This is a genomic window from Nocardia sp. FBN12 (assembly GCF_050320175.1).
Classification (GTDB): domain Bacteria; phylum Actinomycetota; class Actinomycetes; order Mycobacteriales; family Mycobacteriaceae; genus Nocardia.
Genome location: NZ_CP190048.1, coordinates 4,681,332 through 4,696,471, shown reverse-complemented (window position 1 = coordinate 4,696,471; position 15,140 = coordinate 4,681,332). Strand labels below are relative to the sequence as shown.

Annotated in this window: 16 protein-coding genes; 5 read left to right on the top strand and 11 right to left on the bottom strand. The window is 67.0% G+C overall.

All coding sequences use genetic code 11. The annotated features are described in order from the left end of the window. Window positions 1–111: 111 nt before the first annotated feature. Entirely contained in the window at window positions 112–654 is a 543-nt protein-coding gene (locus tag ACQHI0_RS22270; protein ID WP_427909257.1) for a DUF6912 family protein, read from the bottom strand. A gap of 10 nt (window positions 655–664) precedes the next feature. Then, on the bottom strand, window positions 665–2,077 hold the full coding sequence (locus tag ACQHI0_RS22265) for a WS/DGAT/MGAT family O-acyltransferase (protein ID WP_427903775.1): 1,413 nt from the start codon (window positions 2,075–2,077) through the stop codon (window positions 665–667). 227 nt (window positions 2,078–2,304) lie between these two features. Between ACQHI0_RS22265 and secA the strand changes: the two genes are divergently transcribed. The 3 genes from secA to ACQHI0_RS22250 all read left to right on the top strand — a co-directional run bounded on the left by secA (window position 2,305) and on the right by ACQHI0_RS22250 (window position 5,902). Next, the gene (gene secA, locus ACQHI0_RS22260) at window positions 2,305–5,103 is read left to right on the top strand and encodes a preprotein translocase subunit SecA (RefSeq protein WP_427903774.1); all 2,799 of its coding nucleotides are present in this window, start codon (window positions 2,305–2,307) and stop codon (window positions 5,101–5,103) included. Between the two features lie 116 nt (window positions 5,104–5,219). Continuing rightward, a complete protein-coding gene (locus ACQHI0_RS22255; protein ID WP_427903773.1) occupies window positions 5,220–5,486 on the top strand; it encodes a hypothetical protein in 267 nt (88 codons plus the stop codon). Further along, a complete protein-coding gene (locus tag ACQHI0_RS22250; RefSeq protein ID WP_427903772.1) occupies window positions 5,483–5,902 on the top strand; it encodes a type II toxin-antitoxin system VapC family toxin in 420 nt (139 codons plus the stop codon). Before ACQHI0_RS22255 ends, ACQHI0_RS22250 begins: the two co-directional genes overlap by 4 nt. 25 nt (window positions 5,903–5,927) lie before the next feature. Here ACQHI0_RS22250 and ACQHI0_RS22245 read toward each other — a convergent pair whose 3' ends face one another. Together ACQHI0_RS22245 and ACQHI0_RS22240 are read right to left on the bottom strand one after the other, a co-directional pair. After that, a complete protein-coding gene (locus tag ACQHI0_RS22245; RefSeq protein WP_427903771.1) occupies window positions 5,928–6,251 on the bottom strand; it encodes a hypothetical protein in 324 nt (107 codons plus the stop codon). Further along, entirely contained in the window at window positions 6,248–6,526 is a 279-nt protein-coding gene (locus ACQHI0_RS22240; RefSeq protein ID WP_427903770.1) for a hypothetical protein, read from the bottom strand. The genes ACQHI0_RS22245 and ACQHI0_RS22240 overlap by 4 nt, the downstream gene beginning before the upstream one ends. Before the next feature lie 108 nt (window positions 6,527–6,634). On the opposite strand from ACQHI0_RS22240, the gene ACQHI0_RS22235 reads away from it, so the two are divergent. Next, entirely contained in the window at window positions 6,635–7,912 is a 1,278-nt protein-coding gene (locus ACQHI0_RS22235; protein ID WP_427903769.1) for a phthiocerol/phthiodiolone dimycocerosyl transferase family protein, read from the top strand. A gap of 59 nt (window positions 7,913–7,971) precedes the next feature. On the opposite strand, the gene ACQHI0_RS22230 is transcribed toward ACQHI0_RS22235, so the two are convergent. The 6 genes from ACQHI0_RS22230 to ACQHI0_RS22205 form a co-directional block, all read right to left on the bottom strand. Next, window positions 7,972–9,486, bottom strand: coding sequence for a class I adenylate-forming enzyme family protein (locus ACQHI0_RS22230; protein ID WP_427903768.1), 1,515 nt, complete (start codon window positions 9,484–9,486; stop codon window positions 7,972–7,974). A 21-nt stretch (window positions 9,487–9,507) separates the two neighbouring features. Further along, window positions 9,508–10,260, bottom strand: coding sequence for a glycosyltransferase family 2 protein (locus ACQHI0_RS22225; RefSeq protein ID WP_427903767.1), 753 nt, complete (start codon window positions 10,258–10,260; stop codon window positions 9,508–9,510). Continuing rightward, the gene (locus ACQHI0_RS22220; RefSeq protein ID WP_427903766.1) at window positions 10,257–11,276 is read right to left on the bottom strand and encodes an NAD-dependent epimerase/dehydratase family protein; all 1,020 of its coding nucleotides are present in this window, start codon (window positions 11,274–11,276) and stop codon (window positions 10,257–10,259) included. The genes ACQHI0_RS22225 and ACQHI0_RS22220 overlap by 4 nt, the downstream gene beginning before the upstream one ends. A 112-nt stretch (window positions 11,277–11,388) precedes the next feature. Continuing rightward, window positions 11,389–11,682, bottom strand: coding sequence for a hypothetical protein (locus ACQHI0_RS22215; protein ID WP_427903765.1), 294 nt, complete (start codon window positions 11,680–11,682; stop codon window positions 11,389–11,391). 62 nt (window positions 11,683–11,744) lie between these two features. Further along, the gene (locus tag ACQHI0_RS22210) at window positions 11,745–12,611 is read right to left on the bottom strand and encodes a hypothetical protein (RefSeq protein WP_427903764.1); all 867 of its coding nucleotides are present in this window, start codon (window positions 12,609–12,611) and stop codon (window positions 11,745–11,747) included. A 6-nt stretch (window positions 12,612–12,617) separates the two neighbouring features. Continuing rightward, entirely contained in the window at window positions 12,618–13,646 is a 1,029-nt protein-coding gene (locus tag ACQHI0_RS22205) for a 3-oxoacyl-ACP synthase III family protein (RefSeq protein WP_427903763.1), read from the bottom strand. 167 nt (window positions 13,647–13,813) lie between these two features. On the opposite strand from ACQHI0_RS22205, the gene ACQHI0_RS22200 reads away from it, so the two are divergent. Beyond that, window positions 13,814–14,968, top strand: coding sequence for a cytochrome P450 (locus ACQHI0_RS22200; RefSeq protein ID WP_427903762.1), 1,155 nt, complete (start codon window positions 13,814–13,816; stop codon window positions 14,966–14,968). Window positions 14,969–14,981: 13 nt separating this feature from the next. Here ACQHI0_RS22200 and ACQHI0_RS22195 read toward each other — a convergent pair whose 3' ends face one another. Next, the gene (locus ACQHI0_RS22195; protein WP_427903761.1) at window positions 14,982–15,140 is read right to left on the bottom strand and encodes a hypothetical protein; all 159 of its coding nucleotides are present in this window, start codon (window positions 15,138–15,140) and stop codon (window positions 14,982–14,984) included.

Genomic DNA, 15,140 nt, shown 5'->3' with positions numbered 1-15,140 from the left:
TGTCGTGCATTCGGGCCACCGTGGGGTGACTCGCTCGCAGCCAGGTTACGGCATCGTAGGTTCAGCGCCAGTTGTGAACAGTGGGCAACCCCGTCGGCCCTGCGCCGACAGTTACAACAGCTCGAGCAGGAACGGCACTTCTTGTGGCGCGTACCAGGCAAGCTGATGGTCCTCCGCGTCACCGAGCACGAATTCGGCATCGGTGTCACCGAGGTCGGCGGCGTCGATGACGTCCACCGCCTTCGCGACCTGCGGCTCGGCGTCGGCCAAGTCCACATGCACCGCCGCGACCTGCTTGAAGGTGAGCGGCCCCGACAGTTTCACCACAGCGTCGTCGAGATCGGGCCGCAGTGTCGCTCCCGGCACATCCGCCGCGATCACCGCGCGCCGGTACACCGGGCTGACCGGGTCGGCCGCCGCGCCTTCGCTGTCGCCGAGATCGTCGAGGCCGTCGCGTTCGGCGCCGATCAGGCGCATGGAGGCCCGTGCGGCTTCCTGCATCGCCACTTCCGCGAGCTCGTCGTCGTCGCCCGCCGCGTACGCCTCGCGCAGGGCGGGTGTCACGGCGAACGCGGTCCCGCCGAGCGGGAACAGCTGCTGCTCGTCGACGAGTTGGCGCAGGATCGGAATCGTCGCCGGGATGTAGACGCGCATCGTGTCGTTCTCAGAGACAGGCACCGAGCAACTCCTCCATCGATTCGTGCACCGATGCCGCGAGGACATCGATATCGGCCATGGCGTCGCGGTCGGCGTTGAGTCCGTAGAAGACCTGACCGTCGTACGAGGTGAGCCCGAAACTCAACGTCTGATTGCGCAGCAGCGGCGATACCGGATACATCTCGAGCATGCGCGCCCCGCCGATGTACATCGCGGTCTGTGGTCCCGGCGCGTTGGTGATCACCAGATTGAAACTGTTGTCGGCGAAGGTACTCGCCGCCCGCACACTCATCGCGTGCAGGCTCGCGGGCGCGAACCCGGCCAGGTGCACGAGTGTGCGCGCCCTGACACCGCGACGTTGCCTGCCCGCGGCGTCGGTGGCGTGCGAGATGTGCGACAGCCGCATCGTCGGATTCGGTTCGCCCACCGGCAGATCGATGAGGAACGAGGACACCTCGCTGGCCGGGGTCAGCTGGTTGTCGCCGTCGACGTAGACCGACATCGGTACCACCGCACGCAGATTGGTGGACTCGACCAGCGCCTCGTTGCGCGAGAGCAACCAGTTGCGCAGCGCTCCGGTGACCACCGCGAGCACCGTGTCGTTGATCGAGCAGTCGAAATGCCCGCGGATCGTGCGGTAGTCCTCCAGATCCGTGCGCACCACGTCGAAGCGGCGGCTGCGCGAGGTGCGGGCGTTGAGCGGGCTGTCCGGCGCCGCGCTCGAGGTCGCCGCGCGCACCACATTGGCCGCGGCCTGCACCGCCATCCGGGTGCCGCGCACCACTCCGAACGCGTTCGATCCCGCGTCGCGCATCACGCTGTAGGCCTCTCGCGGCTGCGCGGCCAGTCGCGACAGCGCCCCCGCCAGCAATTCCACATCGGATGGTTCGCGCGGTGCCCGCCACGCGTCGTCGGCCAGTTCGCGCGGCAGCGGGGAGTTGTCGAGGATCACGTGCCCGATTTCCAGGGCGGTATCACCGTCGACGAGCGCCGAATGTGACTTGGTGAACACCGCGGCGCGACCGTCGGCGAGGCCTTCGATCAAATACATCTCCCACAGTGGCCGCCCCTGATCCAGCGGGCGTGAGGCGAGCCGGGCGACGAGATCGTAGAGCTGGGAGTCGCTGCCCGGACCGGGCAGCGCGGAGCGGCGGATGTGATAGCTGATGTCGAAACGACTGTCCTCGACCCAGACCGGCCGACCCATGGCGAGCGGGATCTCGCGCACCTTGCGGCGGTAGCGCGGCACCATCGGCAGCCGGGATTCGACCAGGTCGACGAGGCCTTCGTAGTCGAGTACCTGGCCCGCGGCGTCGGGGGAGGAGTTGTTCAGAATCGCGAGAGAGCCGATGTGGATCGGGTTGCTGCTCGACTCGAGCCGATAGAACGACGCGTCCTGCGGCGTCAATCTCGTGATCACGCGCTCCGATGCTCCTTCCGGTGCCGCGTGGCGCTGATCGGGCACGCGCTACATCCTACGTCACGGCAGGTGAATCGCAGTGCCGGGCAACGAGGCTCGCCGGGCATCGTGACCTGGGGCAATGACTGCGCCGGTACGTCAGGCACGGGTCCACGCCGCCGGGTACGGTGGTCTGCGGACTACCATCGCCGTTGAACACAACTCCGACCAGAGGACTGACGAGACCCGTGCCTGCGCTGACACTGACGAGGTTGCTACGGATTGGTGAAGGTCGCATGGTCAAGCGGCTCTCGAACCTCGCCGATGAGGTCATCGCGTACGGCGACGAGATCGAGCCGTTGACCGACGACGAGCTGCGCGCCAAGACCGACGAGTTCCGCGAGCGCTACGCCGCCGGGGAAACCCTCGACGACCTGCTGCTCGAGGCTTTCGCCGTGGCGCGTGAGGCGTCGTGGCGGGTGCTGAACCAGAAGCACTACAAGGTCCAGATCATGGGTGGCGCCTCGCTGCACCTGGGCAATATCTCGGAGATGAAGACCGGTGAGGGCAAGACGCTCACCTGTGTGCTCCCCGCGTACCTGAACGCGATCTCCGGCGACGGCGTGCACGTGGTCACGGTAAACGACTACCTGGCCAAGCGCGACGCCGAGTGGATGGGCCGCGTGCACCGCTTCCTCGGCTTCGAGGTCGGCGTGATCCTGGGCGGGATGACCCCGGCCGAGCGCCGCGTGGCCTACAACGCCGACATCACCTACGGCACGAACAACGAGTTCGGCTTCGATTACCTGCGCGACAACATGACTCACTCCCTGGACGATCTCGTCCAGCGCGGTCACAACTTCGCCGTGGTCGACGAGGTCGACTCGATCCTCATCGACGAGGCCCGCACCCCGCTGATCATCTCGGGTCCGGCCGACGCCTCCTCGAAGTGGTACGCCGAGTTCGCGCGCATCGCGCCGCTGCTCAAGAAGGACGTTCACTACGAGACCGACATCAAGAAGCGCACCATCGGCGTGCACGAGGCCGGCGTGGAGTTCGTCGAGGACCAGCTCGGCATCGACAACCTCTACGAGGCCGCGAACTCGCCGCTGGTGAGCTACCTGAACAACGCCATCAAGGCCAAGGAGCTCTACACCCGCGACAAGGACTACATCGTCCGCGACGGCGAGGTGATCATCGTCGACGAGTTCACCGGCCGCATCCTGGTCGGGCGCCGCTACAACGAGGGCATGCACCAGGCTATCGAGGCCAAGGAGAAGGTCGAGATCCAGCCGGAGAACCAGACCCTGGCCACGATCACCCTGCAGAACTACTTCCGCCTCTACAACCGCCTGTCCGGCATGACCGGTACCGCCGAGACCGAGGCCGCCGAGCTGCACTCGATCTACAACCTCGGCGTGGTCCCGATCCCGACGAACAAGCCGATGGTCCGTAAGGACCAGGCCGACCTGATCTACAAGTCGGAAGAGGCCAAGTTCGCCGCCGTCGTCGACGATGTCACCGAGCGGCACGAGAAGGGCCAGCCGGTGCTGATCGGTACCACCAGCGTCGAGCGCTCGGAGTACCTGTCCAAGCAGTTCACCAAGCGTGGTGTGGCGCACTCGGTGCTGAACGCGAAGTTCCACGAGCAGGAAGCCCAGATCATCGCCGAGGCCGGCCGCCCCGGCGCGGTCACGGTGGCCACCAACATGGCCGGTCGTGGTACCGACATCGTGCTCGGCGGCAACGCCGACATCATCGCCGACATCCTGCTGCGCAAGCAGGGCCTCGACCCGGTGAACACCCCCGACGAGTACGAGGCCGCCTGGCACTCCGCGCTCGAGCAGGTGAAGAAGCAGACCGAGGACGATGCCGAGACGGTCCGTGAGGCCGGCGGTCTCTACGTGCTCGGCACCGAGCGCCACGAGTCGCGTCGAATCGACAACCAGCTGCGTGGTCGTTCCGGCCGCCAGGGCGATCCGGGCGAGTCCCGCTTCTACCTCTCGCTGGGCGACGAGCTGATGCGCCGCTTCAACGGCGCCGCCCTCGAGGCGATCATGACGCGGCTGAACCTGCCCGACGATGTGCCGATCGAGGCGAAGATGGTCTCCAAGGCCATCAAGAGCGCCCAGACCCAGGTCGAGCAGCAGAACTTCGAGATCCGTAAGAACGTGCTGAAGTACGACGAGGTCATGAACCAGCAGCGCACCGTCATCTACGGCGAGCGCAACCAGATCCTGCGTGGCGAGGACATGGAGGGTCAGGTTCAGAACATGATCACCGACGTGACCACCGCCTACGTCGACGGCGCCACCGCCGAGGGCTACGTCGAGGACTGGGACCTGGACAAGCTCTGGACCGCCCTCAAGACCCTCTACCCGGTCACCTTGGACCACAAGGAACTCACCGGCGAGACGGCCACCGGCGACGCGGGCGAGCTCACCCGCGACGAACTACGCGAGGTCCTCCTCGAAGACGCCCACAACGCCTACGAGAAGCGCGAACAGGAAATCGACGGCCTCGCGGGCGAAGGCGCCATGCGCAATCTGGAACGCCAGGTCCTGCTCTCGGTCCTCGACCGCAAGTGGCGTGAACACCTCTACGAGATGGACTACCTCAAGGAGGGCATCGGCCTGCGCGCCATGGCCCAGCGCGACCCGCTGGTCGAATACCAGCGCGAAGGCTTCGACATGTTCGCCGCCATGCTGGAAGGCCTGAAGGAGGAGTCCGTCGGCTTCCTCTTCAACCTCCAGGTAGAAGTCCAGCAGCCCCAGCCCGAAGGCGTCTCCATCGACAAGGGCCTGCGCTCCCCGGTCGGCAACCGCCCCCAGGACACCCCCACCGAAACCCAGGCCCCGCCTGCCTTGCGCGCCAAGGGCATCACCGACCAGGCTCCCCGAGCCATGAACTACTCGGGCCCCGCCGAAGACGGCCACGCCGAATCCCATTCCGACGCCCAGGAATACGGCGGCCAACAGCAACCCGGCACCCGCCGCGAACGCCGCGAAGCCGCCCGCACCGATTCGAAGGGCAAGCGCCGCCGCTGAGGCACCGCTGAACCGCCGACGAAGGCCCTCACTCCTGAGTGGGGGCCTTCGTGGTATTCCACTGCCCCGCACCTGCCACCTGGTCGCTGATCAAGTGTGCATGTACTATTGCATGCATGGTTGCCTTGCAGATCCGCGACGTTCCCGAGCCGCTGCGCGATCAGTTGGTCGCGCTGGCGCAGCGGCGGGGGCAGTCGCTGCAGGCCTTTCTCTTCGACCTGGTCCGTGACGAAGCCCGCCGTCAGGACAACATCGCGGTACTCAAACAGTTCAGTCCCGCGACGTGGGATGTTGCCTTCACCGCGCAGGATGTGGTGGTAGCGCTGGATTCTGAACGCGCTGAGCGCGATTCGGTGCTCGGCGGACCGGAGATCGGCGAGTGATCGTGGTCGATGCTTCGGTGTTCGTCCATGCTCTCTTGAATCCCGACCCCCTCGGTGACAGCTGTCGCGCGGCCCTCGAAGCCGACAACCGATGGATCGCGCCTCAGCACTGGACCGTCGAGGTCCTTTCGGTGATCCGCCGTTTCACCCGTGCGGGCACGATCAGCATCGAGCAAGCGGCCGGAGCGGTCACCGCCCTGGAAAAACTCGACCCAGAAGTCCCCGTCACCCGCGTTCTCGTACCCAGGATCTGGGAGCTACACGACAACCTGACTGCCTACGATGCCGCCTACGTCGCCGCGGCGGAGGCCTACGGGTGCGACCTGCTCACCACTGATTCGCGATTGGCCAATGCGCCGGGGGTCAACTGCACGGTGCGTGTTCTGACGGCCCCGGCGGGCGCTTCGCCGCGATAGCCGGTCGCAACGGCGGGTTCGCTCGTCAGCTCGCGCGGTGGATGGGGTGGACTCGGGAGAGGGCGCGTTTGGCTTCGGCGAGGGAGATCATCTGGTCTTCGTCGTCGATGTCGGCGACGGCTGCCTCGGCCCATTCGCGCAGGAGGGTGGAGACGCCTACCCGGCGTTCGTCGGCGAGGGATTTCAGGCGGGTGTGCAGGCCGAGGGGCAGGCGCATCGACGTGGTCACCATGATGTCTTCGTTGACCGGAAGGCGTGGTGGGGCGTCGGTGGGCTCGTCGGTGAAACTCAGCCGATCCATGAAGTCGGCGAGTTCTTCTTTGCTGGACGGAAGTCCCTGCTCGCTCATGATCGGTTCCCACTTTCCCACTGCTCGAATTGCGCCAGTTCCTCGGCGCGCATCGTCCGTGCGCCGATGATCACCCACGTCCAGTCCTCCCGCTGTCGCATCACCACGATCAGCGGGCGGCCTGCTGTGGTGCGCCCCCACACCGTCAGGACGGTCACCTGGCCGTCGAAGGCCGGGCGTGGCCACCGTCGTGACGCTGCGAGGACCTGCCGAACCTCGCTGGGTTCGATGCCGATCAGGTGAGCGATCGCCCAATCAGGCCACTCGAAACCCATAAGTCCATAATACGCATGTAGTAACTCCATGTGAAAGCGCTGAGTTTCGGGCGGGCATCGGTTCGATACGCTCGCGGTGACGCAGTTGCCGAGACAGGGGAGGCCGCGATGGGCGAGGTGACGCGGCCGCTGTCGGCAGCGGAGCGCTGGTTCTGGCTTGTCGATCAGCTGTCGCCGGCGAATTGCGTCGTCCGATTGCGGGTGCGGGGTTCGATCGGCGCCTACCGCCTCGAGGAAGCCGCGGACGCAGTGCTCGCGGAATTCCCGCTGCTGCGAACAACGGTTGTCGACGGCCCCTGTTTCGCTCCGTCCGCCGACCCGCACCTGCCGGTCTTGCACCGCCTAGTCGAAGACCCCGACGAGTGGCGCTCGATCTTCGACGAACAACTGGCCGACTCCATCGATCTGGCGACAGCGCCCGGACGGCTCATCGATTTAGCCTGGCGCCCAGGCACTTCCGCCGAACACCACGACCTGATCCTCGTGTTGTCCCACGTCCTGCTCGACGGGCGTTCGATGGTGTCGCTGGCCTGGCGAATCCTCGCCTACACCTTCGGATCTCCCGTCCCCGCCACATCGCGCCCGCCGAGTCCGCCCCCCGACGACCTCATCCCACCCGCGAACACCGGCCTCCTGCATTGCCTGCGCACCAACATCGGCGGCCAACTCACCGCGATGGCCCGCCGCCCGGCCGGTCTGCCCGGCACTCCGCCACCGCTACCGATCCGCCGCACCCGCACCGTGATCCGCACCATCGAGGGTGAAGCCCTCACCGAGTTGCGTATTCGCTGCCACCAGCACGACGTCACGATCAACGCAGCGCTGGCCGCCGCCTTGGCCGAGGCCCTCGGAGAACTCGCTCCCCGGACATCCGGGGTCGCCGGCATCGGCATCCCGGTCGACGTCCGCGCCCGCCTGAACCCACCCCCGGCCGCCGACGAGCCCGGCATGTTCACCGCCGTAGTCCCCACCTTCGTCCCCTACGGACCGGCCGGCTCCCGCTGGGATGCGGCCCGTGCGGCGAAAACTCAACTGACCCAACACTTGTCGAAGAACAACGATCTCACCGCCCTGGCCGCCATCCGCCACGGCTGCCCCCGCTCGCTCGAATCCGGCAGGCGCACCATCGAACTCATCGACCGCCGCGCCCCCTGGAACGTCACCCTCAGCAACCTGGGCAGACTGTCGCCACCCGAAACCCCTGAGCCGCTGGACATCACCGCGCTGACGGTCGCCGGAACGAATTCCTGCGCCAGTGCGCTGACCGTCGCGGTAGCCACTCTCAGCACCACGATGTCGATCACCTTCTGCTACGTCGACACCATGCTCCCGCGAGCGACCATCGAATCCCTCGCCGACAGCACCATCCGCTCGGTCACCCGCTGAGCCGACCGGCAACCGTCATCGCGCCGCTGAGTTCAGCACTGGGGCGCTCGGCCGCGTGCTCACGCGAGCAGCGTGACCACAAGCTCCCGTAGCGCCGCCCGGTCCGGTTTGTTCGTCCGCCCGCTGACCGGAATTCGATCCACCACCACGATGTCATCGGGGACGGCGGTGGTGTCGATGATCTGCGGCAGTCGTTCGCGAAGTAGTGCCACGATGTCCGCGGACTCAGGTTCGGCGACAATGGCGAGCACGATCCGCTCGTCGCCGATCTCGTCCGGCAGGCCGACCATGATCGCTTCGCGCACCCCGTCGATCGCGGTGATCACCGGCTCGTACAGCCCGGGGTAGATGTTGGTCTTTCCCCTGATCATCATGTCCTTCTTGCGTCCGGTGAGGACGAGTTCCTTGCCGTCCCAGCGGGCGAGGTCGCCGGTCGCGATCTCGGTCATGGGCTCCGCGCCGAGATATCCGCGGCACAGATTCGGGCCCGACAGCACGAGTTCGCCATCGTCGGCAATCCTTGCCCGCACACCACGCACAGGTGTGCCGAGGAGATCCCCGTCGTGTGCGAGCTTCGCGGCGCCGGTCGCGACCGCCACCGGCAGGATCTCGGTCATCCCGTAGACGGCGAGAAACTCGGTGTCGGGCAACGACTTCTGTGCTCGACGCAGCAGGGCTGAGGTGACCGGCGCCCCGCCCAGCGCTACCTGGCGCAGATTCGGCGGCGCCGCAAGGGCGTCGGCCTCGATCGCGGCGAGGGCGACAGCCAGATCGGCCGGGGTGTAGAAGGCGTGCGTAGCGCTGCGCAGATTCCGCGTGAACCGCACCGGATCGATGTGTGTGCCGAAGCGCGGATACCGCGGCATCGCCCACCGGGCCCCCGCCATCAGCGCGGGCAGCCCCATCATGAGCTGCTCGGTGTGCAGGAAGGCGCCAGGTGCGAGGCTCGTCCTTCCGCCCATCGCGGCGAGGCCTGCGCTCAGCGAAGCACGGGTGTGCACCACGGCTTTCGGCTCATCGGTGGTTCCTGAGGTGAAGACGATCAACGCCGCCGCATCCGGATCCGCGGCGGGCAGCGCCCTCTCGCGCGCGTCACCGGTGAACCGCCGCAACGGAATCGACCCGAGCGGTGTGCCGGGCAACCACACCCCACTGTGGATATGCCGAACATCGAGCGCGCCGAACCGGGGCAGCTCCAGCCCCTTCCTTCGACCGAACCCGGCCAGCGGTCCACTCACGGTGTACAGCAGGGATTCCGTTGCGGCCCAAGACGGTTCGACCACGTCGACGCGTTTGGCGAAAAGCTCCGGGCCCACGCCGGGGTCGACGAACACGATCGTCCCGCCCGCCGCGATCACACCGAAGATCAACAGCACCGACGACACACTCGGCCGAATCGAGAACAGCATCCGATCACCCGGCGCGAACCCCGCCTCGCCGAGATTGTGCGCGACCCCGCCGACCGTCTCCACAAGTTCCCGATAGGTGAGCGCACGCTTGCCGACCGTTCCGAGCGCCGAGGCGTCCGGAATCCGTTCAGCCTGCGTGGCAAGCCTTTCGAGAAAGTCGGTCACCGGTGCTCCCCTCCACTTCGTTCACCGAATATCGACCACGTCGGGCCGATACCGATGATCGGCATACCAGGCGAGAGTCTTGCGAATGCCCCAGGCCCGCACCCGGCGATTCGAGCCGTACACCCGCACGTCCCGGCGCAAACCATAGTCGGTGGTGATCGTGCGCACCGCATTGACCAGCGCGCGGTCCTCGTGCAGATCCTCGATCGCGGTTCGTGGGAATCCGCCTGCGGCGTCATATAATTCAGCGGTGATCGCCATGTTGCACCCCGGCGTCATCACATATGGCCCGAGATACTTCGGATCCCGATTTCCCGAACGCACCTTGCCGAAGGTCGACGCCACTTCCAGGGCCACCCGGATGATCGTGCGGTCGATCCACGAAACACCTTCGTCGGTGCGTGGAATCAGTTGACCGCTGACCAGTCGCAGCCCGGAGCCGAACCCGGCTTTGACCCGCCGGGTCCAGTCGGGGGCAGGCAGGCAATCGGCGTCGGTGCGGGCCAGGTAGGTCGCACCTTGTGCAATCGCGTGCCGCATACCGGTATCGGCGGCAGCGCCGGTGCCCTTCTGCTGTTCGCCGATCACGACGATGCGCGGCACCGGATGCGCCGCGGCGAAGGCCCGGACCACCTCGACGGTGCGGTCGGCGGAATTGTTGTCGACCACGACCACCGTGAAATCTGTGTCCTGTTGCGCCGCGATGGCAGCCAGGGTTTTGCCGATGCCGAGTTCCTCGTCGAAGGCGGGAATCACCACCCACAGCTCACTCACGCATCCTCCAGCAGCCGGTCGAGCCCGCCGACCTGGTCGACCCAGCGGTGGAAGTTGTCCAAGCCCGTCTCGAACGGCACCGTAGGACGAAAGCCGAGTTCGCGGGTAGCGCGCGAGATGTCGTAGGTCGCCGACCGGGTGACGAGCGCGACCGCGTACCGCGACAGCGGCGGAGCCCACCGCTGCGCGACCGCCGGGATCCGCCACAGCGTTTCGATCGCCGCCAACGCCCCACCGAGCACTGGCGCGGGCACGGTGACGCTCGGTCGAGCCAAGGAGAACCGGTCTGCCACCGCGTCCAATGTCGCCCACACCGAAACAGGTGCCGCATCGGCGACGAAATACGCACGCCCACCGACTTTCTCGGCGTCGAGAGCGAGAACTACAGCATCGACGAGATGGTCGATGTAGCACAGTGAAGCCTGAACATCGCGCCCACCGGACAGATCCGGCAACCGTCCCGCTCGCAGCTTCGCCAGAATCTGCACGATCGGCCCGTGCCGATCCCCGGGTCCCCACACTGCCCGCGGTCGCAGCGAACAAGTCGTGAACCCCGGCGCATCAGCGCGCAGCACCAATTGCTCAGCCACGGCCTTGGTTTCGCAATAGCTGTTCAGAAACCGGGCGGGGTAGGGCACGGTCTCATCGATCCCCACCTGATCCCCACCATCAGGCGCCATCAACGCACTCGGACTGCCGATGAACACGAACCGTCGCACCCCGGCCGCCGACGCTTCCTGCACCAGCCGGTCGGTCCCGGCCACATTCACCGCGAAAAACTCAGCAGGCCTTCCGAATTCGCCGAGCAGCGCCGCCGCGTGCACAACGGCGCGCACCCCGGCCACCGCGGCCGCCAGCGCACCCGCGTCCGCGAGGTCGGCCACCGCCACCTCGGCACCCGCGGGCGCGGATGCCGGATCCCGAACCATCGCCCGAACCGGCACGCCACGGTCCACCAGTCCACGCACGATCGCCGCGCCGACGAATCCCGTTGCGCCGGTCACCAGCACAGTCATCGCGGCGCGCTATCGCGTCGGCGATCTCGTGGGCCGTAGCCGGGCGAGGTCCTCCCGCCGATGGCCCGCGGCGCGAAGCCGGTGGTCACAGCACCCGAGCCCGGCGCATCGGTCACTGTTCGGCCTCGCCCAGCGTCTTCCACCAGGTAGCGCCGAACAACATGGTCATCACGGCCGCCCGCCGACCCGAGATCCCCCGCTCAGCGGCCACCGCCCGGGCCGCCGGAATCTGGGCGGCGTGCACCCCGATGCTCAGCACCACATCGATCCAGAAGGCCACCCGCAGCCACCGAGCCTGGAACGGCCGCACCACCCCGACGAGCAGGAACACCCATCCGACCACCGGAATCGAGCGCAAGGCCAGCACCGTGCGCCGACTCGGCACCCCCACCGGGGCATCGGACACCGCACGATGGCGACCGTGCCGCGGCGCGCTCACCGGATCCGGAACAACGTGTAGAGCCCGCGTCACCGCACACCAACCCCTCGATAGGTCACCGCCGCCGCGGTGGGTCCACCATCAGCGGCAACGAACAGCAACGGCCGATCAGCCAGTCCCGCATCGCGTGCCGCCACGAACGCGGCGGTCAACGCGGAAGTGTGTGCGTCGCCGGTGAAGTCGTCGGTCACCACCGCGCCCACGCCGAGCTGGGCGGCCAGTTCGTCCGCGAAGTCCGGCGTCGGCTTGCCGCACAGCAGTACCACCTGCGCGGCGTCGAGCCCGTCCGCCGTCAACGCATCGCGCGCCGCGATGGCGGCATGTTCGACGAGTTCCGCTGTCCCGGCGAGTAATTCGACCGTCAATGAAGAGCGCCCCTCGGCGCCCATCGCGGACAACTTCACATAACCCTGCGGTTCGGGCGGCGCGTCACCGGCACTCACGTGGACTCCGCCGAATCCCGCGGCCTCCGCGTAGTTCTCGAGTACGAACGCCGCCCCCACCGGTTCGAACGCGAACTCCGCGCCGGCCTGCCCCGACGGGTGCGCGTCCCCCGACACCACCACCACATGCCCGGAAGGCAGATCGGCCAGCAGCGAAGCGGCTACGCCCACCGCGTTCACCACTCCGCAGGCGCCGTTCATCAGATCGAACGACAAACACGGCACATCACCGCGCCGATAGTCCAACCCGATCCCCGCCGCCTGCTGGATCAGCGCCGCGACCGCCGGTTCCACGAGGTTCGCATCGCGATAGACCCCCACATTGATCAGCGCGTCGACCTGTTCGGGCGGACACCCGGCACCCGCTAGCGCGTCGCGCGCGGCATCTGCCGCCTGACCTATTGAGCTGACTCCGCCGCTGCGCGTCACTGCCGAAGAAATGATGATTCCCATACTGTCCTATACCCGCAGATCGCCGATTGTCACCGACAAGAATCCCGCGACCACCCCGGAAGCGGCCGGTACCAGCAGTACCTTCGACCCCGGCGCGATCAGTCCCTGCCGTAAAGCGTCGTGCAACACCACGAAATGCGAGGTCGACGCGGTGTTGCCGTACCGGTCCAGTACCGCGAGCCCCGGCGGCATCGCCGCGTCGAATTCGCGCTCAGCGATCTTGTTGATCAATTCCACTGCTGGGCCGCTGAATTGATGATGGATCAGATAGTCGTAACCCTCCGCGGTGAAGCTCGATCCGCGCGCGGCGAGGAACTCCTGTTGCCGTGCGGTCCACAGCAGATACCGGGACTCGTTGTGCATCGCGCGATTGTCGGTGTAGAGCGCGACCCCGGGCCCCTGATCGCTCGGCATCCCGAGACACAGCTCGGCGAAGGCGGCGCTGGTATTGAGCTCCACGTAGTCGAGCCCCGGCCCGTCGGTGCCGTCGAGCACCACGGCCGCGCCCGCGTCGCCGACGGTGAGCGAGGCGAACTGCGGGTCGTACTTCTGCGAGATCTCCCGCACGGCGGTATCGGCGATCGGCGTGATGCATTCCCCCGACACCACCATGCCGCGACGCACCGCGCCGGACCGAATCATCCTGTCCAGCACCAGAACTCCGGTCATCATCCCGGCGCACGCATTGGACACGTCGAAGTGGATCGCCCGCGTTGCCCCGAGCTCGGTTCGCAGCATCAGGGCGAAGGACGGTTCCAGGCAGAAGTCCTCGCCGCGGGTCCGGGTGATCGAGCAGGAGATGATCACGTCCAGATCGGCGGCGTCGTAGCGCGAGTTGTCCAGTGCGCCGCGGGCGGCGGCGAGGGCGATGGTGAAGGAATCCTCGGATTCGTCGCGCACCCGTCGCGCCCTGACCCCGCTGACCTTCTCCAGATCCAGCGGCGCGTCGACAGCCAGCTGCGCCAGCAATTCCGCCGTGGTCACTTCCCTGGCCGGCAGATACGCGCCGACGGCTTCGATTGTCGATCTCACCATGCTTGTTCACTTCCAGATATCGCGTGATGCACAGATCACCACCAGCGCATCTCGCCGATCCTAGCCACAGATCTTCACTAATCGGGCTCGCTCGATTAGATTGTGCCGGGGTGTGGAGCTCTGCCCGACGCCATGAACTCACCCTACTCGCCGCAGGTCAACCCTGGTTGCCTGGATTATTGCTGCTCGGACGGTTCGCGCGGCCGATTCGCAAGGTTCCCGAACTCGGTTGGTTCGTCGCTGATCCGCTGGTGGCCCGCCAGATCTACAACGACAGCACGCATTTCAGCATCGTCTCCGAAGGTGCCGCCGGGCACTGGTGGGCGCAGGTGATCGGCGACTGGGTCGAGGACCTGTTCGAAGGCCCCGGCCACACCGACCTGCGGACCAAGGTGCGCGACCTGTTCACCCTCGCGCACACCGACGCCCTGGTCGAGCGGGTGATCGGTCCCGATCTGCGTGACCTGCGCGAACGGCTCGCCGCGGGGGAGACTGTCGACATCGCCGCCCGCGCGCAGATCCTCGTCGGCCGCAGCGTCTCCGACCTGGTCGGGATGCGTCCCGAAGACATCGCCGCGGCGATCGGTGGTGACTACACCGACGACCAGGACGCCCTGTTCCTGCGGCTGTTCCATCACGTCGAAGAGCTGGTCAACCTGGGTTTCGGCACCATGGCCTCGACCACCCTCGATCCCGTTGCGCTGGCTCGCGCTCGTGAGCTGGCCACCCAGCTCGCTGTCAACGTCCCCGACGCCTACGCCCGCGCCGACCCCGACACCACCCTTGGCCGCTGCCGTGAACTCGGCCTCGACGTCGAGCACGCCGGCGGTCTGGCGATCCTCATGGCGGTCGCGGGCACCGACACTCTCGCCAGCGCGATGACCAGAATGGTCGCGATCATGCACGACACCGCGCAGCATCGCGCCCTGCTCGCGGCCCCCGACCGCCTCCCCGACGCGGTCCGCGAAACTCTGCGGGTCACCAGCCCGGCCTATCTCGTCGGCCGCTCGGTGACCGCGGACGTCCGGGTGGCCGACCGCGATCTGCGCGCGGGCGAGCACGTCAAGATTCTGACCTGGACCATCAACAATGCCGCGGGTGAGTTCCGGGTGGACCGCGACTACAACCCCGAAACCCGCCAGCTCTGGTTCGGTGGCGGCAGGCACCTGTGCCTCGGGGCACAACTCGTCCACTCCGAACTCACCGCGCTACTCGAAGCACTGACCGCTGCCGGTCGCCCGTGGGAGATCGTCGAACGCCGGTACCGCCGAAAGGTTTTCATCCCGACCTACGAGAAGCTGCGCATCCGTCTCGCACCCTGAACTCCCACGCCTACTACTGGTTTTCCGGCGCGTTGATCCGGTTGTGGAAGCCGATGCCGAGGACCAGCCCGCCGACGTCAGCGATGGCGCAGCCCGCGAGGCCGCCGATCGCGGTGATGATGCCGAACTGAGTGGCCGCGGCGATGACGAGTGCGGAGGTGATCTGAAGCAC

What these genes read in the sequence shown, in the direction of transcription:
- ACQHI0_RS22220 (WP_427903766.1), bottom strand. Translation starts at nt 11,276, where the DNA reads ATGACTGTGCTGGTGACCGGCGCAACGGGATTCGTCGGCGCGGCGATC.
- ACQHI0_RS22205 (WP_427903763.1), bottom strand. Translation starts at nt 13,646, where the DNA reads ATGGTGAGATCGACAATCGAAGCCGTCGGCGCGTATCTGCCGGCCAGG.
- ACQHI0_RS22255 (WP_427903773.1), top strand. Translation starts at nt 5,220, where the DNA reads ATGGTTGCCTTGCAGATCCGCGACGTTCCCGAGCCGCTGCGCGATCAG.
- ACQHI0_RS22270 (WP_427909257.1), bottom strand. Translation starts at nt 654, where the DNA reads ATGCGCGTCTACATCCCGGCGACGATTCCGATCCTGCGCCAACTCGTC.
- ACQHI0_RS22245 (WP_427903771.1), bottom strand. Translation starts at nt 6,251, where the DNA reads ATGAGCGAGCAGGGACTTCCGTCCAGCAAAGAAGAACTCGCCGACTTC.
- ACQHI0_RS22240 (WP_427903770.1), bottom strand. Translation starts at nt 6,526, where the DNA reads ATGGGTTTCGAGTGGCCTGATTGGGCGATCGCTCACCTGATCGGCATC.
- ACQHI0_RS22235 (WP_427903769.1), top strand. Translation starts at nt 6,635, where the DNA reads ATGGGCGAGGTGACGCGGCCGCTGTCGGCAGCGGAGCGCTGGTTCTGG.
- ACQHI0_RS22210 (WP_427903764.1), bottom strand. Translation starts at nt 12,611, where the DNA reads ATGGGAATCATCATTTCTTCGGCAGTGACGCGCAGCGGCGGAGTCAGC.